Source organism: Streptomyces sp. BR1 (assembly GCF_052373795.1).
Lineage (GTDB): Bacteria > Actinomycetota > Actinomycetes > Streptomycetales > Streptomycetaceae > Streptomyces.
In genome coordinates this window covers 3,589,987-3,611,361 of record NZ_CM126252.1, presented here as the reverse complement: position 1 = coordinate 3,611,361, position 21,375 = coordinate 3,589,987, and the positions used below count along the sequence as shown (strand labels likewise).

The window sequence follows — 21,375 nt, the reverse complement described above, 5'->3', positions numbered from 1 at the left end:
AGACCGACTCAGATGTCGAGGAAGCGGACGTCCTTGGCGTTGCGCTGGATGAACGAGCGCCGCGCCTCGACGTCCTCGCCCATCAGCACCGAGAACAGGTCGTCGGCCTGGGCCGCGTCGTCCAGGGTGACCTGGCCGAGCACACGGTGGTCGACGTCCATGGTGGTGACGCGCAGTTCCTCGGCGTTCATCTCGCCCAGACCCTTGAAGCGCTGGATCGAGTCCTCACGGATCCGCTTGCCCGACTGCTTGCCGAGCTCCACGAGCGCGTCGCGCTCACGGTCCGAGTACGCGTACTCGAAGTCGTCCCGGCCCCACTTGATCTTGTAGAGCGGCGGACGCGACAGGTACACGTGCCCGGCCTCGACCAGCGGCCGCATGAAGCGGAAGAGGAAGGTCAGCAGCAGGGTGTTGATGTGCTGGCCGTCGACATCGGCGTCCGCCATCAGGATGATCTTGTGATAGCGGAGCTTCTCGATGTCGAAGTCCTCGTGGACTCCGGTGCCGAAGGCCGAGATCAGCGCCTGGACCTCGGTGTTCTGCAGGATCTTGTCGATGCGGGCCTTCTCGACGTTCAGGATCTTGCCGCGGATCGGCAGGATGGCCTGGTACATCGGGTTGCGGCCGGACTTCGCCGAGCCACCGGCGGAGTCACCCTCGACGATGAAGATCTCGCACTTCGTCGGGTCGTTGGACTGGCAGTCGGAGAGCTTGCCGGGGAGAGAGGCGCTTTCCAGCAGACCCTTGCGGCGGGTCAGGTCGCGCGCCTTGCGGGCGGCGACACGTGCCGTCTGCGCCTGGATGGCCTTGCGGATGATGTCCGCGGCCTCGTTGGGGTTCCGGTCGAACCAGTCGGTCAGGTGCTCGTGCACCACCTTCTGGACGAACGTCTTCGCCTCGGTGTTGCCCAGCTTGGTCTTGGTCTGGCCCTCGAACTGCGGCTCGCCCAGCTTGACGGAGATGATCGCCGTCAGACCCTCGCGGATATCCTCGCCGGAGAGGTTGTCGTCCTTCTCGCGCAGCAGCTTCTTGTCGCGGGCGTACCGGTTGACCAGGCCCGTGAGCGCGGCGCGGAATCCCTCCTCATGCGTACCCCCCTCGTGCGTGTGGATGGTGTTCGCAAAGGAGTAAACGCCCTCGCTGTACTGAGAGTTCCACTGCATCGCGATCTCGGCCGAGAGCATGCGCTCCTTGTCCTCGGCCTCGACGTCGATGACGGTCGGGTGGATCAGGTCGCCCTTGCGCGAGTTGAGGTACTTCACGAAGTCGACGATGCCGCCCTCGTAGTAGTACTTGACCGTACGGGCCTGCTCGTCCTCCGACTCCTCGGCGTTGTCCGCGCCCGCGGTGGCCTTCGCCGACTCGCGCTCGTCGGTCAGCTGGATCGTCAGGCCCTTGTTGAGGAAGGCCATCTCCTGAAAGCGCCGCGACAGGGTCTCGAAGGAGTACTCGGTCGTCTCGAAGATGTCGCCGTCGGCCCAGAAGGTGACCGTGGTGCCCGTCTCGTCCGTGGCCTCGTGCCGCTCCAGCGGCGCGGTCGGGGCGCCCCCCTTGTACTCCTGCGTCCAGCGGTAGCCGTCCGTCTTGATCTCGACGGCCAACTTGGTCGACAGCGCGTTCACGACGGACACACCGACACCGTGCAGACCGCCGGACACGGCGTAGCCACCGCCGCCGAACTTGCCGCCCGCGTGCAGGACCGTGAGCACGACCTCCACGGCCGGCTTCTTCTCCACCGGGTGGATGCCCACGGGGATGCCACGGCCGTTGTCGATCACGCGGACGCCGCCATCGGCCAGGATCGTCACGTCGATCGTGTCCGCGTGCCCGGCCAGGGCCTCGTCGACGGAGTTGTCGACGACTTCCTGCACCATGTGGTGCAGACCACGCTCACCGGTCGAGCCGATGTACATGCCGGGTCGCTTACGGACCGCGTCCAGGCCTTCGAGGACGGTGATCGCGCTGGCGTCGTACGAGGAGGTGACCTCGCCGTTCGCGCCGACGACAGTGGACGGGGTGTTCTCGTTGGGGTTGCCGGAATCGGCCACGAAGCGCCCTTTCTGGCACAGCACAGCCTTCCCCTGGGCAGGCAGGAGCAGCTGCGTCGTTCAGCGATGGTCAGCGTCGGGCGGTGCCGTGGTGGCAACATCCGACCGCGTCATTCGGTGGTTCCCGCGAGGAGGGCGGGATTATTGACCAGTCTACCGGTAGCGCCGACATGAATGGGGGTTTGCCGGTACCTGAGTCCGCATGTGCCGCCCTGAGCGGGCGGCTACCGACTCCCCATATCCAGGCAGGGGCTCTAAGAGCCTCACACGGGCGTTCAGCGCTTCGGCCTGTCAACCTCCGGCTACCGTGAGGGACGCCTCACCCGTACCGCCCGGTTTCCTGGCGCGCGGGGGCCGCCAACAGACGCCCCGGGCCGGTGTTTTTCGCGCCCGCGCCACGCCACGCGCGCACGCGCGCGCGTAAGGCCCGCGTGCGGCCATGGCCGGACCGGCGCGCAGGGCGACCGGCTTGTGACGGCGCGGCCGGGGGGCGGGCGCCGCCGCCTCACCCGTACGTGTCGCCCGGCCCCGTGCTCCCCGGGGCCCGCAGGCGCCCGTACCGCGTGGGCGGGCCTCCCGGCCCCAGGACCTTGATCATCCGGACCGTGCCATGGCCCAGGTCCGCGTTCAGCCGCGCCACCAGCTGGGGCGCGAGCAGGCGCAGCTGGGTCGCCCACGCCGTGGAGTCGCACTGCACGGTGAGGACGCGCTCGTCGGGGTCCTCGTCGTAGCGCAGCGGTACGCAGTGCTTGGCGAGGTCCTCGCCGACGATCTGGGGCCAGCGGCCCATCACGCCGCCCACCGCCGCCGGGGTCTCCCAGCCGCGCTCGGTGATGAGCCGGTTGATGGCGGCGCCCAGCGGCTGCGGGTCGCGGCCGTCCGCGCGCGCGCCCGAGCGCAGGCCGCCGCCGCGCCTCGCCTGCTTCTTCTGCTGCGCGGCGGCGCCCCGCGCCTTGGCCTGCTCCTTGGCGGCGCGCAGCGCCACGCGCGCGAGGTCGATGCCGGAGGACTCGGGAACCTTCGGCTGCGGTGTCTCGTTACCGGAGTGCTCGCTCATACCCGCCTCACCTCGCCCCCGGCGACCTCGTACCGCACCCCTGCGAGGATGCCCGGCACGTCGTCGTCCACGGCCGCCGTCACCAGCACCTGCTCGCCCGGAGCCACCAGCTCCGCCAGCCGTTCGCGGCGCCGGGCGTCCAGCTCCGCGAAGACGTCGTCGAGGACCAGGACCGGCTCGTTGCCCTCGGCCCGCAGCAGGTCGTAGGACGCGAGCCGCAGGGCCAGCGCGTACGACCAGGACTCGCCGTGGCTGGCGTAGCCCTTGGCCGGGAGCTGGCCGAGCTTGAGCAGCAGGTCGTCGCGGTGCGGCCCGACCAGGGTCACACCGCGCTCGATCTCCTGCTTGCGTACGTCGGCGAGCGCGGCCATCAGCTGCCCGTACAGGTCCTCGCGGGTGGTCGCCTCGCCCTGCGCCGACGGCTTGTACTCCAGGGCCACCGGGCCGCCGCCGGGTGCCAGTTGCTCGTACGCCTTGTCCGCGAGCGGCTGGAGGGTCGCGATGAGGTCGAGCCGCTGCGCGAGGAGTTCCGCGCCGGCCCGCGCCAGATGCTGGTCCCACACGTCCAGGGTCGACAGGTCCATGCCGCGGCCGCCGTGGCGCCGGGCCATCGCCGCCGACTTCAGCAGGGTGTTGCGCTGCTTGAGGACGCGGTCGTAGTCGGAGCGGACGGCCGCCATGCGCGGGGACCGCGCGGTGACCAGTTCGTCCAGGAAGCGCCGCCGCTCGCCGGGGTCGCCCTTGACCAGCGCCAGGTCCTCGGGCGCGAAGAGCACGGTGCGTACTATCCCCAGCACGTCACGCGGTCTGACCTGCGAGGATCGATTGATGCGGGCCCGGTTCGCCCGGCCCGGGTTGAGCTCGAGCTCGATCAGCTGGGAGCGCTCGCCCTGGGTCACCGCGGCGCGGATGACCGCCCGTTCGGCGCCCATGCGTACCAGCGGTGCGTCCGAGGAGACGCGGTGGCTGCCGAGGGTCGCGAGGTAGCCGACCGCCTCGACCAGATTGGTCTTGCCCTGGCCGTTGGCGCCCACGAAAGCGGTGACGCCCGGGTCGAGCGGGACCTCGACCCGGGCGTAGGAGCGGAAGTCGGCCAGCGAGAGATGCGTGACGTGCATGGTGGTGCGCCGACCTCCCCCGGCCCTGCCAACAGCCTGTGGATTACTTCTTGGACTCGACCGCGTGGCCGCCGAACTGGTTGCGCAGCGCCGCGATCATCTTCATCTGCGGGGAGTCGTCCTGCCGGGACGCGAACCGCGCGAAGAGCGACGCGGTGATCGCGGGCAGCGGCACGGCGTTGTCGATGGCGGCCTCCACGGTCCACCGGCCCTCGCCGGAGTCCTGGGCGAAGCCGCGCAGCTGGTCCAGGTGCTCGTCCTCGTCCAGGGCGTTGACCGCGAGGTCGAGCAGCCAGGAACGGATGACCGTGCCCTCCTGCCAGCTGCGGAAGACCTCGCGGACGTCGGTGACGGAGTCGACCTTCTCCAGGAGCTCCCAGCCCTCGGCGTACGCCTGCATCATCGCGTACTCGATGCCGTTGTGGACCATCTTGGCGAAGTGGCCGGCGCCGACCTTGCCCGCGTGGACCGAGCCGAACTCGCCCTCGGGCTTGAGCGCGTCGAAGATCGGCTTGACCTTCTCGACGTTCTCGGCGTCGCCGCCGTACATCAGCGCGTAGCCGTTCTCCAGGCCCCAGACGCCGCCGGAGACACCGCAGTCGACGAAGCCGATGCCCTTGCGGCCCAGCTCCTCGGCGTGCTTCTCGTCGTCGGTCCAGCGAGAGTTGCCGCCGTCGACGACCACGTCGCCGGGGGAGAGCAGCTCGGCGAGCTCGTCGACGGTGGACTGGGTCGCGGCACCGGCCGGAACCATCACCCAGACCACGCGCGGGCCCTTGAGCTTGCCCACCAGCTCTTCGAGGCTGTGGACATCGGCGACGTCCGGGTTGCGGTCGTAACCGATGACGGTGTGGCCTGCGCGGCGGATCCGCTCGCGCATGTTGCCGCCCATCTTGCCGAGGCCGACGAGACCGAGCTCCATCACATGATCCTTTGACGTTGTGGCTTTCGTACCCGCGTCCGAGACTACGCCCGGACACGGGCACACACCTGTGGGGTCGGCCGCTCAGACGTACGCCCCGCGCAGGTCAGCCGGACAAGCTCAGCCGGACAGGCGCACCGGCATGATCAGGTACTTGTACGCGTCGTCCGCCTCGGCATCCAGCGCGGGCTTGCCGCTCAGGAGGGCCGGCTTGGTCGAGGTGGTGAAGGAGAGCTGGGCGACCGGGGAGTCGATGGCGCTCAGGCCGTCGAGCAGGAAGGTCGGGTTGAAGGCGATCGAGATGTCGTCGCCCTCCAGGTTGGCGTCGACCCTTTCCACAGCCTGTGCGTCGTCGCTGGAACCGGCTTCCAGGATCAGCACGCCCTGCTCGAAGCTGAGGCGGACCGGGGTGTTCCGCTCGGCCACCAGGGAGACACGCTTGACGGCCTCGACGAACGGGGCGGTCTCGATCACCGCGACCGAGTTGAACTCGGTCGGGAACAGCGTGCGGTACTTCGGCAGGTCGCCTTCGAGCAGCCGCGTGGTGGTACGCCGACCGGCGCCCTCGAAGCCGATCAGGCCCTCACCGGCACCCGAGCCCGACAGGGCCAGGGTGACCGTGTCACCGCTGGTCAGGGCCTTGGCGGTGTCCAGGAGCGTCTTGGCGGGTACCAGGGCGACCGCGGAGGCGTCCGGGTTCTCCGGCTTCCACAGGAACTCGCGGACCGCGAAGCGGTAGCGGTCGGTGGAGGCCAGGGTGACCGTGTCGCCCTCGATCTCGATCCGTACGCCGGTCAGGACGGGCAGCGTGTCGTCGCGTCCGGCGGCGATGGCGACCTGGGCGGCGGCGGAGGCGAAGACCTCACCGGGAACGGTGCCGGTCGCGGTCGGCATCTGCGGCAGCGCCGGGTACTCCTCCACAGGCATGGTGTGGAGGGTGAAGCGGGAGGAGCCGCAGACCACCGTGGCCCGTACACCGTCTGTGGAAATCTCCACCGGGCGGTTGGGCAGGGCGCGGCAGATGTCGGCGAGCAGGCGGCCGGAGACGAGCACCGTGCCGTCCTCGTCGACCTCGGCCTCGACGGAGACCCGCGCCGAGACCTCGTAGTCGAAGCTGGAGAAGCTGAGGGCGCCGTCCTCCGCCTTCAGAAGAAGGCCCGCGAGCACGGGCGCGGGCGGACGGGCCGGGAGGCTGCGGGCCACCCACGCCACCGCCTCCGCGAGAACATCGCGCTCCACCCGGATCTTCACCGGAACCGCCTCCTGCTGTTGCTGGCTCGCCCTGCTGGCATTCGTCGTCGGCTGTATCGCCGGGGAACAGTCTGACGTACGCCGCTGACACTCGGTGCGAGTCGGGGTCAAGTCGCGCCGACGGGTCACGGAGCCGCCGGGCTCAAGTTGTGCACAGGCCCCACTTCGAAGCGAAATCCGAGCTAACTCTAAGTGGGAGTAGTAGTAGGGCCTGTGGAAACCGTGGATAACCCCGTTTTCCCAGGTCAGGCCCGTTTTTTTGTCCACTGCGCCTGTGGGTGGAGCCGGTGGACAACTCACCGCTTCTGTGGACACCCGAAAGTTCTGCACACCCGATGCACAGGCAGGGGCCACTTCTCCCCAGAGCTGTCCCCAGCTTTACCCACGTTCCCCACAGCCCAACCGACCACGTTGGTGTGACGCCTTTCACTCGACACGGTGATCGGGGGTGTTTCGTTGCCGAACAGTGGACAGGGGTGTGGAGAAGCTGTGGGCAACGGGGCCCAGCCTGTGGGTCGCCGGTGGACAACTTTGATCACAGGCTGTGGACGAAGATTCTGTCCACAGCCTGTGGAGGCTGCTCGCACACAAATCCACAGGTGGCTGACCTGGGGTGATGGAGTATCAGGGTGTCGGCCTGTGGATGCAATCTGGACAACTCGACAGTCCCCAGGGTGTGGACGGGGAAAAGTCCCCCGATCTGTGGAGAACCCCCACCGACCAGCGGGTATTCGAACACCGGTGGCCCGGGCGGACCGTACGAACCGGTGGCGGGAGGCGTCCACGGCACGCGGCGAGAGGGCTCACAGGGCTCGACGGGACGCCCTCACGACTCGCAGCGAGCGGCTCCCACAGCAGCGGCGAGACGTCCTCATGGCAGCCGGCAGACGCCCTCACGGCACGAAAAAGGCGCCCGGGACGGTTGTCCCGGGCACCCTAGGAGGCTCTGCTCAGCGGCGCGTTCAGCCGTTCTTGATGCGGTTGGTGAGCTCGGTGACCTGGTTGTAGATCGAGCGGCGCTCCGCCATCAGCGCGCGGATCTTGCGGTCGGCGTGCATCACCGTCGTATGGTCGCGGCCGCCGAACTGGGCCCCGATCTTCGGCAGCGAGAGGTCGGTCAGCTCACGGCAGAGGTACATCGCGATCTGGCGGGCCGTCACCAGGACGCGGCTGCGCGAGGATCCGCACAGGTCCTCCACCGTCAGCCCGAAGTAGTCGGCGGTCGCCGCCATGATGGCGCCCGCGGTGATCTCCGGCGCCGAGTCCTCGCCGCCGGGGATCAGGTCCTTCAGCACGATCTCGGTGAGACCGAGGTCCACCGGCTGGCGGTTGAGCGACGCGAACGCCGTCACCCGGATCAGCGCGCCCTCCAGCTCACGGATGTTCCGCGAGATCCGGGACGCGATGAACTCCAGTACCTCCGGCGGGGCGTTGAGCTGCTCCTGCACCGCCTTCTTACGGAGGATCGCGATCCGCGTCTCCAGCTCGGGCGGCTGGACGTCGGTGGTCAGGCCCCACTCGAAACGGTTCCTCAGCCGGTCCTCAAGCGTCATCAGCTGCTTGGGCGGCCGGTCCGAGGAGAGCACGATCTGCTTGTTGGCGTTGTGGAGCGTGTTGAACGTGTGGAAGAACTCCTCCTGTGTCGACTCCTTGCTCGCCAGGAACTGGATGTCGTCGACGAGCAGGATGTCCACATCGCGGTACCGCTTGCGGAAGGTGTCGCCCTTGCCGTCGCGGATCGAGTTGATGAACTCGTTGGTGAACTCCTCGGAGCTCACGTACCGCACGCGCGTGCCGGGGTACAGGCTGCGGGCGTAGTGCCCGATCGCGTGCAGCAGATGCGTTTTGCCCAGGCCCGACTCCCCGTAGATGAAGAGCGGGTTGTACGCCTTGGCCGGCGCCTCGGCGACGGCGACCGCGGCCGCGTGCGCGAACCGGTTCGACGAGCCGATGACGAAGGTGTCGAAGAGGTACTTGGGGTTCAGGCGCGCGTGCGGCTCGCCCGGACCGCCGGGCTGGGCCGAGGAGGACGACGGCGCGCCCATCGGACGCGGGGCGCCGCCGCCCGGCTGCGGGCCGCCGGGGTGCTGCGGGGCCTGCGGCTCGGGCAGCTCGTGCCGCTCAGGGCGCTGCTGCTCGTACGGCTGGGGCTGCTGCTCGTACTGCGGCCGCTCGGGCATCTGCGGCTGGCGGTAGTCGTGCTGCGGCTGGGGGCGTGCGGTCGCGTACGGGTCGCGCTCCTGGAAGCCGCCGAGGCGCTGCTGCTGCCAGGAGAGGTCCTCCTGGGCGCGCGGCCAGGAGCCGGGTTCGGGGCGCTGCTGCTGGTAGTCCGGGTAGGCGGGCCGCACGCTGGGCAGGCCGTCGTCGGCCGGGCGCCCGTAGGCGTCGTCCTGGTAGCGCGGGGGCTGCTGCGGGGCCGGCGGCGCGGGCTGCGGGCCGGGCTCGCCCACGGAGTCGTCGACGGTGATCGCGATCCGGATCTGGCGGCCGCACTCACGGCTGAGGGTGTCGCTGATCAGCGGGGCCAGGCGGCCCTCAAGGACGCGCTTGCCCCACTCGTTGGGGACGGCGAGCAGCGCCGTGTCGGCGACCAGGGCGAGCGGCTGGCAGCGCTCGATCCACTGCTTGTCCTTGGGCTCGATGCCCTGCTGGCCTTCTCCGAGGAGCTGCTCCAGCACTCGTGGCCACACTGCGGCAAGATCGGCAGGTACGTCAGCCACAAGGCACGCTCTCTCGCAGGTCCCACGAATGTGTGGTTCTCGGGACGGGATGGAAGGGCTGGGAAAGGACAGAAGGGAAAAGAGTCAGGGTTGAGCCACGGTAGTCGGGGCGGCTGACGTGGTTCAAGTTGTTGTCCACAGCCTGTGCACAGTGGGGCCCGTCGAGCTGCTGGTTTGACCGGATGGCGTAGTCGCGCGTACCGTAACCAGGTCGAGTTGTCGATGGCTGCTGCCGCCTGCCTCCGATGGGCAAAGATCACGGTCTGTGATCGTGAAGCGGTGCACTCGGGCGTATTGCGAGCTACTCGTGGGCGCACGGTGACAGCCAGGCGATGTCCCGCCACCACCGAAACACTTCTGGAGCCCCCGAGTGAGCAAGCGCACCTTCCAGCCGAACAACCGTCGTCGCGCCAAGACCCACGGCTTCCGCCTGCGGATGCGCACCCGTGCCGGCCGCGCGATTCTCGCGAGCCGTCGTGGCAAGGGTCGCGCCAGCCTGTCCGCGTAATCGCGTAATCAGGTCATGACGTGCTGCCTACCGAGAATCGGCTGAGGCGGCGCGAAGACTTCGCGACCGCGGTACGCCGAGGACGCCGGGCCGGTCGCCCGCTTCTCGTCGTCCATCTACGCAGCGGTGCAACGGACCCGCACGCGCCTGGGGAGAGCGCTCCCCCGACGCGTGCGGGTTTCGTCGTCAGCAAGGCCGTGGGAGTCGCGGTCGTGCGCAACGTGGTGAAGCGCAGGCTTCGCCATCTGATGCGCGATCGGCTGCCCCAGCTGCCCCCCGGTAGCCTGGTTGTCGTACGAGCATTGCCCGGCGCGGGCGATGCCGATCAAGCACAGCTGGCCCGAGACCTGGACGCCGCCCTACAGCGGCTGCTGGGAGGGGGTGCGCGATGAAGTACCCGCTGCTGGCCCTGATCAAGCTGTACCAGTGGACGATCAGCCCGCTGCTCGGGCCCGTCTGCAGGTACTACCCGTCGTGCTCCCACTACGGGTACACGGCCATTGACCGGCATGGCGCGGTGAAGGGCACGGCACTGACCGCCTGGCGCATTCTGCGGTGCAATCCGTGGTCGCCGGGCGGCGTGGACTACGTCCCCGAACGCAAGCGCCCTCGTTGGCACGAGGCGCTGCGCAACGCCTGGCGCGGCAGCAAGGGCGGGCACTCCGCCGCTGAGACCGAGCCCAGCCCGGCCGCAGAGACCTCGCCCAATGCTCAAGGAGCCTGATTAGTGGACACGATTGCCAGTCTGTTCAGCTTTATCACCTGGCCTGTTTCCTGGGTCATCGTCCAGTTCCACAAGTTGTACGGCGCGATCTTCGGGCCGGACACGGGCTGGGCCTGGGGACTGTCCATCGTGTCCCTGGTGGTGCTGATCCGGATCTGTCTGATCCCGCTCTTCGTGAAGCAGATCAAGTCGACCCGGAACATGCAGGCGCTCCAGCCGAAGATGAAGGCGATCCAGGAGCGCTACAAGAGCGACAAGCAGCGTCAGTCCGAAGAGATGATGAAGCTGTACAAGGAGACGGGCACCAACCCGCTCTCCTCGTGCCTTCCCATCCTGGCGCAGTCGCCCTTCTTCTTCGCGCTGTACCACGTGCTGTCGGGCATCGCGAGCGGCAAGACCATCGGCGTCATCAACCAGCCTCTGCTGGAGAGCGCCCAGAAGGCCCACATCTTCGGCGCACCGCTGGCGGCGAAGTTCACGGACAGCGCGCACAAGGTCGAGAGCCTGGGCGCCACCCTCACCGACGTCCGCGTGATCACCGCGATCATGATCGTGATGATGTCCGCGTCGCAGTTCTTCACCCAGCGCCAGCTGATGACGAAGAACGTGGACCTGTCGGTGAAGACGCCGTTCATGCAGCAGCAGAAGATGCTGATGTACGTCTTCCCGGTCATGTTCGCCGTGATGGGTATCAACTTCCCCGTCGGTGTCCTCGTCTACTGGCTGACCACCAACGTGTGGACCATGGGCCAGCAGATGTTCGTGATCAACCAGAACCCGACGCCGGGCTCCAAGGCGCAGGCCAGCTACCTGGAGCGACTGAGCAAGAGCGTCGCCGCCCACAGTGATGTGCGGGGCAAGCGCCGTCGCGCCGTGGTCCAGGCGATCGTGGCCAAGGGCCCGGACCGCAACGACAACGAGCGCAAGTTCATCACCGGCCTGGCCAAGCAGGGCTTCGCGGCCCAGGCCGACGGCTCCGTGATCAAGAGCGATGTCGCCGTGGCCGAGGCGGAGGGCGCGGCCCCCAAGCGCCAGCAGCCCAAGCGCCAGACCAAGGCCCAGCGCCAGTCGGGTGCCCAGCAGGGCGCGGCCGACGCCGAGGACGAGGCGAAGACCTCGCTGGACAAGGGCACGTCGGACGAGGAGTCCGAGGCGAAGCAGGACGCGCCGCAGAACGCCAAGGCCAAGCAGGCGGCCAAGCCCGCCTCCGGTACCGCACGCAGCAAGGCCCAGTCCGGACAGCGCAAGGGTCAGCAGCGGCCCAAGCACCCGTCCAAGAAGTAAGAAGGAGTCCATCCGTGACGGAAGGCACCACCCCGGCCGCCGAGGGTGTCGACACCCTGTCCCGCCTGGAGCAGGAGGGGGAGATCGCCGCCGACTACCTTGAGGGTCTGCTCGACATCGCCGATCTCGACGGCGACATCGACATGGACGTCGAGGCGGACCGTGCCGCGGTTTCGATCATCAGCGACGCCGGCAGCCGTGATCTCCAGAAGCTCGTCGGCCGTGACGGTGAGGTGCTGGAGGCGCTCCAGGAGCTGACGCGACTCGCCGTGCACCGGGAGACCGGGGACCGCAGCCGCCTGATGCTGGATATCGCGGGCTTCCGGGCCAAGAAGCGTACGGAACTCGCCGAGCTGGGTGCCAAGACCGCGGACGAGGTCAAGAACTCCGGCGAGCCGGTGAAGCTCCGGCCCATGACGCCGTTCGAGCGCAAGGTCGTGCACGACGCGGTCGCGGCCGCCGGTCTGCGCAGTGAGTCCGAGGGCGAGGAGCCGCAGCGCTTCGTCGTCGTGCTCCCCGCCTGAGCGGTTCATCGCTTTCTCGGCCCCGTCTGTTCGCAGGCGGGGCCGATCTTTGTCAGCCTGATAGTCAGCCACCCCAGCGCGGGAAGCGCGGTACGGAAGGACGGTCCCCGTGACGGAGGCAGCAGCAGAGCTTCCCCAGGCGCCCGAAGAGGCGCGCGCGGTATTCGGCGAGTACTTCCCGGAAGCCGTCCGGTACGCCGAGCTGCTCGCGGACGCGGGAGTCAAGCGCGGCCTGATCGGGCCCCGCGAGGTACCCCGTCTCTGGGAGCGGCATCTGCTCAATTGCGCGGTGCTCTCCGAGGTCGTCCCCGAGGGCGTCACGGTCTGCGACGTCGGCTCCGGCGCCGGGCTGCCCGGTATCCCGCTGGCACTGGTGCGCCCGGATCTGAAGATCACGCTTCTTGAGCCGCTGCTGCGCCGCACCAATTTCCTCCAGGAAGTGGTGGAACTGCTGGGCCTGGACCATGTGACCGTGGTCCGCGGCCGGGCGGAGGAGGTGCTGGGCACGCTCCAGCCCGTGCATGTGGTGACGGCGCGTGCCGTGGCCCCGCTGGACCGGCTGGCCGGCTGGGGTGTCCCGCTGCTGCGCCCGTACGGCGAGATGCTGGCCCTCAAGGGCGACACCGCCGAGGAGGAGATCCAGGGGGCGCGGGCCGCGCTGAGCAAGCTCGGTGTGGTGAACACCTCAGTGGTTCAGGTCGGCGAGGGCGTCGTGGACCCGCTCTCGACGGTCGTACGGGTCGAGGTCGGCGAGAGCCCGGGCGGTGTGCGCTTCGCCGCCAAGCGTGCCAAGGCGGCCAGGACCGGCCGCACCAGGCGCCGTCGCTGAGCCGTCGGACCCGCACTGTCGGACCCGCCGAGGGGTGGATGCTCCATAGAAGGTGCGATACGTACGCATTTCGGAGTGTCGTAACCATCTGACCGCAGGGCGCGTGCATCGTGTTTCACGTGAAACGTCGCTCTCTGCTGCATGGAATCATCAGCCGCGGCCGTTCCGCCGCGCCACGCGACCGCAAGCCCTTCGGCGGGGCCCTGGAGTCCCCCTTGGGGGCTACGGAGTTGTCCACATCGGTGGATTCATCCACAGAAGACCGGGCCTCGCTGGTTCACCACCCCGAAGGCATGGCAGGCTCTGTGCATTGCGAGCCTGAAGTCGAGGAGAGTGAATCCTTGCGGTCCGACGCCAACATCGCGGGACCGATGACCGATCCGGTCCCCGGTCCCCGTACCGAGTCAGCGGGGGAGGATGTTTCACGTGAAACACCGCCCCCGATGGACGACACCCCCATCGGTCGTGCTGCCCAGCTGGCGGTGGAAGCTCTCGGCCGTGCCGGCGAGGGGCTGCCCCGGCCGGAGCAGACACGCATCATGGTGGTCGCCAACCAGAAGGGCGGCGTCGGCAAGACCACGACGACGGTCAATCTCGCCGCCTCGCTGGCCCTGCATGGTGCCCGGGTCCTGGTGGTCGACCTCGACCCGCAGGGCAACGCCTCCACCGCTCTGGGGATAGACCACCACGCCGAAGTCCCCTCGATCTACGACGTCCTGGTGGAGAGCAAGCCACTCTCCGACGTCGTACAGCCGGTCCATGACGTCGAGGGCCTTTTCTGCGCCCCCGCCACGATCGACCTGGCCGGCGCGGAGATCGAGCTGGTGTCCCTGGTGGCGCGGGAGAGCAGGCTGCAGCGTGCCATCCAGGCGTACGAGCAGCCGCTGGACTACATCCTGATCGACTGCCCGCCGTCCCTGGGGCTGCTGACGGTCAACGCGCTGGTCGCCGGAGCCGAGGTCCTGATCCCGATCCAGTGCGAGTACTACGCGCTGGAGGGTCTGGGCCAGCTGCTGCGGAACGTCGATCTGGTGCGTGCCCATCTCAACCCCACGCTGCATGTGTCGACGATCCTGCTCACCATGTACGACGGCAGGACCAGGCTCGCCTCCCAGGTGGCGGACGAAGTACGCAGCCACTTCGGGCAGGAAGTCCTGCGGACGAGCATCCCGCGGTCGGTCCGTATCTCGGAGGCTCCGAGTTACGGCCAGACGGTGCTCACCTATGACCCGGGCTCCAGCGGCTCGCTCTCGTATCTCGAAGCCGCCCGTGAGATCGCACTGCGCGGGGTCGGCATCAACTACGACCCGACGCCGCACATCCCCGTGGGCAGTCAGAACAACCAGCACAGCATGTCGGAGGGGATCCAGTGAGTGAGCGACGTAGAGGTCTGGGGCGCGGGCTCGGTGCGCTGATCCCCGCCGCCCCGCAGGAGAAGTCCGCGCCCTCGCTGGGGACGGCTTCCACGTCCCCGGCGTCGGTGCCGGTACTGACCGCGGAGCGGGGGGTGGCGGCAGCCAAGGTGGCCACACTGGCCGCGCCTCCTGTTTCACGTGAAACATCGCTGCCGGTCCAGGCGCCCGAGCCGGAGGCCGTACCGGAGCTGGAGGCGCCCGCCGGGGCGTACTTCGCCGAGGTGCCGCTGGACTCGATCACGCCCAACCGGAAGCAGCCGCGTGAGGTGTTCGACGAGGACGCGCTCGCCGAACTCATCACATCCATCAAGGAAGTCGGGCTTCTCCAGCCCGTCGTCGTACGCCAGCTGGCACCCGAGCGCTATGAGCTCATCATGGGTGAGCGGCGCTGGCGGGCCTGCCGTGAGGCGGGCCTGGAGCGGATTCCCGCGATCGTCCGGGACACGGACGACGAGAAGCTGCTCCTGGACGCCCTCCTGGAGAACCTGCACCGCGCCCAGCTGAACCCGCTGGAAGAGGCAGCCGCCTACGACCAGTTGCTGAAGGACTTCAGCTGCACGCACGACCAGCTGGCGGACCGCATCGGCCGGTCTCGCCCGCAGGTCTCCAACACGCTGCGTCTGCTGCGCCTTTCGCCACCCGTTCAGCGCAGGGTGGCGGCCGGAGTTCTCTCGGCGGGCCATGCCCGGGCACTGCTCTCGGTGGACGACTCGGACGAGCAGGACCGGCTGGCGCACCGCATTGTGGCCGAGGGGTTGTCGGTGCGCGCGGTCGAGGAGATCGTGACCCTGCTGAACTCGGAGCCCAAGAGCGCCACCAAGGCCAAGGGCCCGCGTGCCGGGACCCGGCTGGCGCCCGCGCTCACCGATCTGGCCACTCGCCTCTCGGACCGCTTCGAGACTCGGGTGAAGGTCGATCTGGGTCAGAAGAAGGGAAAGATCGTCGTCGAGTTCGCGTCGATGGACGATCTGGAGCGGATCCTCGGCACCCTCGCCCCGGGTGAGGGACGGGTCCTCAACAAGGGCCTGGCCGAGGACTCGGAAGAGGGCGACGAAGTCTGACCCGATGATGTTCTCGTCGTCGCGGCCAGGGTAGTTGTCGTAGCGGGCGGGCTGTGTTCCGATGCATAACGGAACACAGCCCGCCCTTTGCTTTCACGCGGTATGCGCGTCGGCGTTGGGTGGATACGATGCGTTCTGGTATGGCACATCCACCTTGAGCCACTTCAAAGGGAGGGCGGGGAGCCATGCGTACGGTGAGCCGTACCCAACTGGTGACAGCGGGGCTTGGCCTCGGGGCGGTCGGCGGCTTCGTCGGCAGTCTCCTCCGGGAACGGAGTGCGCTGTCGGCCGCCCAGGGAGCGGCAGGCGAGGGAAGCGAGGAACAGCCTTCATGGGGCGTCGGCTTGTACCGCTCACGCTGGACAACCTTCCGGACCTTCCCAAACGCTGTCGCTCCTGTGTCTTCTGGGAGCTTGACCCGGTCAGCGGAGAAGCCGCGATAAAGGCCGGGACGCCGGAGCTCGAAAAGGAAGCCTGGATATCGGCTGTGCTCCTGGAGTGGGGCTCCTGCGGCCGGGTCGTCTATGTCGACGACGTGCCGGTGGGCTACGTCCTGTACGCCCCGCCCGCCTATGTGCCGCGCTCCACGGCCTTTCCCACGAGCCCCGTGTCGCCCGACGCCGTGCAGCTGATGACGGCATGGATCATGCCCGGCTACCAGGGGCAGGGGCTGGGCAGAGTGATGGTGCAGACCGTCGCGAAGGATCTGCTGCGGCGCGGGTTCAAGGCCATCGAGGCGTTCGGGGACGCCCGTTGGCGGGAGCCGGCCTGTGTGCTGCCAGCCGATCATCTCCTCGCGGTGGGCTTCAAGACGGTCCGGCCGCATCCCCGCTATCCCCGGCTGCGGCTGGAGCTGAGGACGACGCTCTCCTGGAAGGAAGACGTCGAGCTGGCTCTGGACCGGCTGCTGGGAGCCGTTCAGAAGGAACCGGCCCTGCGGCCGCTGTAGCGAGCCGCCGCATCCACCGTCGTACGCGAACGGGCCCGGCCCCATGAGGGAACCGGGCCCGTATCGCTGTTTCACGTGAAACAGCGCGGCTGAGACTTACTCGCCGAGGAAACCGTCGAGGTCGCGCAGGAGCGCGGCCTTCGGCTTGGCGCCGACGATGGTCTTGGCGACCTCGCCGCCCTGGTAGACGTTCAGGGTCGGGATCGACATGACGCCATACTTCGCAGCAGTGGCCGGGTTCTCGTCGATGTTGAGCTTGACGATCTCGATCTGGTCGCCGTGCTCCGCCGCGATGGCCTCCAGGGACGGGGCGATCTGGCGGCACGGGCCGCACCACTCGGCCCAGAAGTCCACCAGGACGGGCTTGTTGCTCTTGAGGACGACCTCGTCGAAGTCGGCGTCGGTCACGGTCTTCAGGGTGCCGGCCACGGCATCCTCCTTGCGGGGTGTGGGTGAGGGGGGTGGGGGAAAGGGGTCAGACGGCGGCCGCGGCGGCCTTCTCGTCGTCGGCGAGCGCGGCCAGGAAGCGCTCGGCGTCGAGGGCGGCGGAGCAGCCGGTACCGGCGGCGGTGATGGCCTGCCGGTAGGTGTGGTCCACCACGTCGCCGGCGCCGAAGACACCGGTCAGGTTGGTGCGGGTCGACGGCGCGGCGACCTTCAGGTAGCCCTCGTCGTCCAGGTCCAGCTGGCCCTTGAACAGCTCGGTGCGCGGGTCGTGGCCCACGGCGATGAACAGGCCGGTGACCGCCAGCTCGGAGGTCTCCCCGGTCTTGGTGTTGCGCAGGGTCAGACCGGAGAGCTTCTGGTCGCCGTGGATCTCGGCGACCTCGCTGTCCCAGGCGAACTTGATCTTCGGGTCGGCGAACGCGCGCTCCTGCATCGCCTTGGAGGCGCGCAGGCTGTCCCGGCGGTGGACGATGGTGACCGACTTGGCGAAGCGGGAGAGGAAGGTCGCCTCCTCCATCGCGGTGTCACCGCCGCCGACCACGGCGATGTCCTGGTCCTTGAAGAAGAACCCGTCGCAGGTGGCGCACCAGGAGACACCGCGCCCGGACAGCTTGTCCTCGTTGGGCAGGCCGAGCTTGCGGTGCTGGGAGCCGGTGGTGACGATGACGGCCTTGGCGCGGTGGACGGTGCCCGCGGTGTCCGTGACGGTCTTGATGTCACCGGAGAGGTCGACGGCGACGACGTCGTCCGGGACCAGCTCGGCGCCGAAGCGTTCCGCCTGCGCGCGCATGTTGTCCATGAGGTCCGGACCCATGATGCCGTCGCGGAAGCCGGGGAAGTTCTCCACCTCGGTGGTGTTCATCAGCGCGCCACCGGCGGTGACGGCGCCTTCGAACACCAGCGGCTGAAGCGACGCACGCGCGGTGTAGAGCGCGGCCGTGTATCCGGCCGGCCCGGAGCCAATGATGATCACGTTACGGACGTCGCTCACGGGTTTCTTCCTCGTCTCTGCGGACTGCCTACTGCCTACCGGGGTCCGGTCCAGGACTCTCACCCCACCCAACGGATCCTACGGGGCGAGCATTCCCGAGGCGTCTCACCGATGGGGATAGGCGTGGGTCAGCAGCAGCTTGCCCTTGGCGTTGGGCGCTGTACTCGCGCAGGACGCGTCGACGACGTACGCCTGGACCTGGGAGTTGTCCGTGGCGTGCGGAAGGACGAGGAGGTACGCCCGGGTTCCCTGGTACTCGCCGATCTCCGTCGCCAAGGGACTCGCGTCCGTACGCCCGGTGCCCGCCTGGACACACGGCGGCACGTTGACGCCGCCTCCGTTCGGGGAGTCGGAGGTGACGCCGAGGTGCTTCTCGCCCGACGGGGAGTTCGGGGCGCTCTCCAGGGACGGGTGGGGGGAGGAGAGCAGGGTCTCTACCTGTGCCGGGAGGGAGGAAGCGGAGAACTGGGCTTCCTGCGCCTTGGGCGCGGCCGTGTCGGTTGCCTGGGTGGTGTGGTTGTCGGACGGCTGGACCAGCAGGACGCCGAAGCCGATCGCGGCCGCACCGAAGACGGCGCCGAGCACGGCCGTACGACGGCGCCTGGTCATCCGGGGACGGCCGGGTCCGGTGGCGGCCCTGGGGCGCCCGGCCGGACGGTCCGCCGTGGGCGCCTCCGTCGTGACGGCTTGGGGCGATGTTTCACGTGAAACATGCTCGGCTTCAGCGCTCGCCGCGACGCTGACGGGTGCTTCCGCACCGGCGGGCGCCGTCGCGTCGAGCAGAGCCTCGGCGGCGAGCGCGGCGTCGATGCGGCCCGCGACATCGGCAGGCATACGCGGAGGCCCGGGCAGGGTCCCCAGCAGCTCGCGGATCTCCGTCAGGGAGGCGTGTACGTCGGCACAGAGGTCGCAGGAGTCCAGATGCCGCCGGACATCGGCCGTGCGGGAGGGCGGAAGGATGCCCTCGTGGAGGTCGGAGATCTCCGAGACGTCCGGGTGCTGAGTCGTGTCGGCTGTGGATGTCACGCGCGCCCACCTCCGCCCTTCACAGCAGCAGGATCATTCGGTCCTGCGTCCCTTGGTTCCGACGCAGGTGGGACGGATGTCCCGGGCGTCCGGTTCCTTCCCCCACCGTGCTCGTCGCTATCCCCACCATCCCGGGTATCGCCCGCATCTCTGCGCAGGTGACCGAGCAGGGGAAGCAGCCGGGCCCGGCCCCGGGCGCAGCGGCTCTTCACGGTGCCCACCGGCACTTCGAGGATCTGCGCCGCCTCCGCCACCGGATAGCCCTGCATGTCCACCAGGACCAGGGCGGCGCGCTGCTCGGCCGGGAGCGTCCCCAGGGCCTTCACCAGCTGCCTGTGGAGGTCCGAGCGCTCCGCGGGGGCCTCGGCGGACTCATGGGGCTCCAGAAGCTGCTCCAGGCGCTCCGCGTCGTCGACGGGCGACGTCTTGCGGGAAGCGGCCTTGCGGGCCCGGTCGAGGCAGGCGTTCACGGTGATGCGGTGCAGCCACGTCGTGACGGCCGACTGGCCGCGGAAGGTGTGGGCGGCCCGGTAGGCGGACACCAGGGCGTCCTGGACCGCGTCGGCGGCCTCCTCACGGTCGCCGAGCGTCCGCAGGGCGACCGCCCAGAGTCTGTCGCGGTGGCGCCGCACGAGCTCACCGAAGGCGTCGGGGTCACCGTCGACATGGCGGGCCAGAAGATCCTGGTCGCTCGCGCCGCGTGTGGCGTCGTCCAACGGTGAACCCCCTCCCCCTGCTGTCGGATCTCTGATCAGCCGGTGAACTTGACGTCTGTTATGGCCTGCTTGTAACCGGCTTGGCTGTACTGGTCGGCCTCAGCCTTGGGCATGGCGGTGATCCAGACCAGGACATACTGGGTCTTGACCGGCTTGTTGGCCTTCAGCTCCGCCTTGGTGCCGTTGGTCGTGACGGCCGCGATCTTCTTCATCGACTCGATGGCGGTCGAGGGCGACAAGGAGTCGGTCGCGTACAGCGTGATCTTGGTGTGGTTGCCGCCATAGCGCAGCATTATCGACGCGGCCGAGACGTCCTTGGAGGAGCCCAGGTCGTAGACGATGCCGACGCCCCGCTTCACCGTCGGTTCCATCTCGGGGCCGTCGTAGAAGCTCTTGGAGCGCCAGTACGTGGAGGCGTCGCCGTCGTACGTCTTGTCCACGTCCCCGGCGTCCTGCGGCTTGCCGTCCGGGGCGTACTCCTGGGCGCCCTGGATTCGTAGTGGCACCAGAGCCTTGGGCTTTTCGCCGTCGGTCTTGGTCGTCTGCTGGGATGTCCCGGACTCGCCGGAGCCCTTGTCGTGGCCCAGGAGCGTGTCGGCGAGCTGCCAGCTTCCGAGGCCCAGTGCGGCGATCAGGAGCGCCGAGACGCCCCACTTGATCACCTTGCCGGTGCGGCCCTGGAGCGTCGGCGGAGGGACGGGCACGGCCTGGGCGACCTGCGGGCGCGGCCCGGCGGGCGGGCGGCCGTAGGTGCCCTGCTGGTACGTGGTGCGCTGGTACTCCGGCGGCGCCGTGAAGGCGGGCTCCGGCGGACGGATGCGCGGCATCGACGAGATGGCCTTGACCAGCTCGTCCGGGGTGGTGCAGGCCGGCTCCTGACGCGACGCGGTGGCGCCGTCGTTGGCCAGCGCCCGCATAGCGAGCTCAGAGAGGCCCCGGTGGACGCCCGCACGTACCTGGTCGGGGGCGATCAGGCCGACCCCCTTGGGCAGGCCGTGCAGGCCGTACGCGTCGCTGGCGTACGGCCAGCGCTGGGTGAGCGCGGCGTACAGGAGCGCGCCGATCGCCTCCGTGTCGGTCCGCTGCGGGGTGTCGGAGGCGATGCCGCGCAGGGCGGCGTTCACCGCGAGCCCGCGGATGCGGTACTGCCCGGAGGACGTGCGAAGAATCGCGCCAGGGGTCAGCCGCAGGTGCGCGAGGCCCTCGCGGTGGGCCGCCGCCATGGCCTGGGAGACCTGGGTGACCATCTGGTAGGCGTCGTGCGCCTCCAGCGGGCCCAGGGCCAGCAGCGCGGTCAGCTCGGTGGCGTCCGGCAGCCACTCGTGGACCACGTAGACCAGGTCGTTCTCCTCCACCGCGTCCAGGACCTGGACGAAGCGGGGGTCCCCGAGGAGCGCGGACGAGCGGGCCGCGGCCAGCACCGAGCGCGCCCGCGGATGGTCCGCGGGGAGCAGATGGACCCCGACGGCGCGACGGAGCTTCTCGTCGACCGCCCGCCAGCTGCTGAAACCGTCCAGACGGGTGACGCACTCTTCGAGTCGGTAGCGTCTGGCGAGCTTGTGGCCGCTGTGCAGCTCCGGTGTGGCGATAGAGGGTTCGGCGGTCTTCCGCTCACCACCCGTGTCGCCGGCGCCCTGCTCCGCCGTGTCTGCCGTATCGATGGATTCCGCCACCCCGTCGGTCGTGGTCCCGTCCGCCTTGGCGGTCAGCGGGTTGTCGCCGCTGTTGTCGGCCACGTCGACGGCAGCCGTGCTACGTTCCGCCACCGTCGTTCCTGCCTCCCCA

General features: G+C 69.0%; 20 protein-coding genes. 9 read left to right on the top strand and 11 right to left on the bottom strand.

Features of this window, described 5'->3' with window-relative positions; all coding sequences use genetic code 11:
• Positions 1–8 precede the first annotated feature (8 nt).
• From gyrB to dnaA, 6 genes are all read right to left on the bottom strand, one after another.
• Entirely contained in the window at positions 9–2,072 is a 2,064-nt protein-coding gene (gene gyrB, locus ACT1U9_RS15650) for a DNA topoisomerase (ATP-hydrolyzing) subunit B (RefSeq protein WP_444538887.1), read from the bottom strand.
• Positions 2,073–2,553: 481 nt separating this feature from the next.
• Positions 2,554–3,105, bottom strand: a complete 552-nt coding sequence (locus ACT1U9_RS15645) for a DUF721 domain-containing protein (RefSeq protein ID WP_188276692.1) — start codon at positions 3,103–3,105, stop codon at positions 2,554–2,556.
• The gene (gene recF / locus ACT1U9_RS15640) at positions 3,102–4,223 is read right to left on the bottom strand and encodes a DNA replication/repair protein RecF (protein ID WP_444538886.1); all 1,122 of its coding nucleotides are present in this window, start codon (positions 4,221–4,223) and stop codon (positions 3,102–3,104) included. Before recF ends, ACT1U9_RS15645 begins: the two co-directional genes overlap by 4 nt.
• Before the next feature lie 43 nt (positions 4,224–4,266).
• Positions 4,267–5,145: a phosphogluconate dehydrogenase (NAD(+)-dependent, decarboxylating) gene (gnd, locus tag ACT1U9_RS15635; RefSeq protein WP_444538885.1), complete on the bottom strand. Its 879-nt coding sequence runs from the start codon at positions 5,143–5,145 to the stop codon at positions 4,267–4,269.
• A 120-nt stretch (positions 5,146–5,265) separates the two neighbouring features.
• The gene (dnaN, locus tag ACT1U9_RS15630; protein ID WP_444538884.1) at positions 5,266–6,396 is read right to left on the bottom strand and encodes a DNA polymerase III subunit beta; all 1,131 of its coding nucleotides are present in this window, start codon (positions 6,394–6,396) and stop codon (positions 5,266–5,268) included.
• A gap of 962 nt (positions 6,397–7,358) precedes the next feature.
• Positions 7,359–9,116, bottom strand: a complete 1,758-nt coding sequence (gene dnaA, locus ACT1U9_RS15625; RefSeq protein WP_444538883.1) for a chromosomal replication initiator protein DnaA — start codon at positions 9,114–9,116, stop codon at positions 7,359–7,361.
• A 370-nt stretch (positions 9,117–9,486) separates the two neighbouring features.
• Here dnaA and rpmH point away from each other — a divergent pair, with 370 nt between their 5' ends.
• The 9 genes from rpmH to ACT1U9_RS15580 all read left to right on the top strand — a co-directional run bounded on the left by rpmH (position 9,487) and on the right by ACT1U9_RS15580 (position 16,410).
• Positions 9,487–9,624, top strand: coding sequence for a 50S ribosomal protein L34 (gene rpmH, locus ACT1U9_RS15620; RefSeq protein WP_010985740.1), 138 nt, complete (start codon positions 9,487–9,489; stop codon positions 9,622–9,624).
• 20 nt (positions 9,625–9,644) lie between these two features.
• Complete coding sequence (gene rnpA / locus ACT1U9_RS15615) at positions 9,645–10,016, top strand: ribonuclease P protein component (RefSeq protein WP_444538882.1); 372 nt, start codon at positions 9,645–9,647, stop codon at positions 10,014–10,016.
• Positions 10,013–10,348 (top strand): membrane protein insertion efficiency factor YidD, encoded by a 336-nt coding sequence (yidD, locus tag ACT1U9_RS15610; RefSeq protein ID WP_188276686.1) that lies wholly within the window; start codon positions 10,013–10,015, stop codon positions 10,346–10,348. The genes rnpA and yidD overlap by 4 nt, the downstream gene beginning before the upstream one ends.
• A 3-nt stretch (positions 10,349–10,351) precedes the next feature.
• Positions 10,352–11,632 carry a membrane protein insertase YidC gene (yidC, locus tag ACT1U9_RS15605; protein WP_444538881.1) on the top strand — a complete coding sequence of 427 codons (1,281 nt, stop codon included), beginning with the start codon at positions 10,352–10,354 and terminating at the stop codon, positions 11,630–11,632.
• Between the two features lie 14 nt (positions 11,633–11,646).
• Entirely contained in the window at positions 11,647–12,156 is a 510-nt protein-coding gene (locus ACT1U9_RS15600) for a Jag family protein (protein WP_444538880.1), read from the top strand.
• 109 nt (positions 12,157–12,265) lie between these two features.
• On the top strand, positions 12,266–12,985 hold the full coding sequence (gene rsmG / locus ACT1U9_RS15595; protein WP_188276683.1) for a 16S rRNA (guanine(527)-N(7))-methyltransferase RsmG: 720 nt from the start codon (positions 12,266–12,268) through the stop codon (positions 12,983–12,985).
• Positions 12,986–13,278: 293 nt separating this feature from the next.
• Positions 13,279–14,358 (top strand): ParA family protein, encoded by a 1,080-nt coding sequence (locus ACT1U9_RS15590; RefSeq protein ID WP_444538879.1) that lies wholly within the window; start codon positions 13,279–13,281, stop codon positions 14,356–14,358.
• Positions 14,355–15,461, top strand: coding sequence for a ParB/RepB/Spo0J family partition protein (locus tag ACT1U9_RS15585; protein WP_444538878.1), 1,107 nt, complete (start codon positions 14,355–14,357; stop codon positions 15,459–15,461). The genes ACT1U9_RS15590 and ACT1U9_RS15585 overlap by 4 nt, the downstream gene beginning before the upstream one ends.
• 331 nt (positions 15,462–15,792) lie before the next feature.
• Positions 15,793–16,410, top strand: coding sequence for a GNAT family N-acetyltransferase (locus tag ACT1U9_RS15580; protein WP_188276680.1), 618 nt, complete (start codon positions 15,793–15,795; stop codon positions 16,408–16,410).
• 96 nt (positions 16,411–16,506) lie between these two features.
• Here the strand turns inward: ACT1U9_RS15580 and trxA are convergent, their stop codons facing one another.
• The 5 genes from trxA to ACT1U9_RS15555 all read right to left on the bottom strand — a co-directional run bounded on the left by trxA (position 16,507) and on the right by ACT1U9_RS15555 (position 21,356).
• Positions 16,507–16,839 (bottom strand): thioredoxin, encoded by a 333-nt coding sequence (trxA, locus tag ACT1U9_RS15575; protein WP_444538877.1) that lies wholly within the window; start codon positions 16,837–16,839, stop codon positions 16,507–16,509.
• A 46-nt stretch (positions 16,840–16,885) separates the two neighbouring features.
• Positions 16,886–17,848, bottom strand: a complete 963-nt coding sequence (gene trxB, locus ACT1U9_RS15570; RefSeq protein ID WP_444538876.1) for a thioredoxin-disulfide reductase — start codon at positions 17,846–17,848, stop codon at positions 16,886–16,888.
• Between the two features lie 105 nt (positions 17,849–17,953).
• Positions 17,954–18,874, bottom strand: coding sequence for an anti-sigma factor family protein (locus tag ACT1U9_RS15565; RefSeq protein WP_444538875.1), 921 nt, complete (start codon positions 18,872–18,874; stop codon positions 17,954–17,956).
• Entirely contained in the window at positions 18,871–19,590 is a 720-nt protein-coding gene (sigM, locus tag ACT1U9_RS15560) for an RNA polymerase sigma factor SigM (protein WP_444538874.1), read from the bottom strand. Before sigM ends, ACT1U9_RS15565 begins: the two co-directional genes overlap by 4 nt.
• A 35-nt stretch (positions 19,591–19,625) precedes the next feature.
• On the bottom strand, positions 19,626–21,356 hold the full coding sequence (locus tag ACT1U9_RS15555; RefSeq protein ID WP_444538873.1) for a protein kinase family protein: 1,731 nt from the start codon (positions 21,354–21,356) through the stop codon (positions 19,626–19,628).
• Positions 21,357–21,375 lie beyond the last annotated feature (19 nt).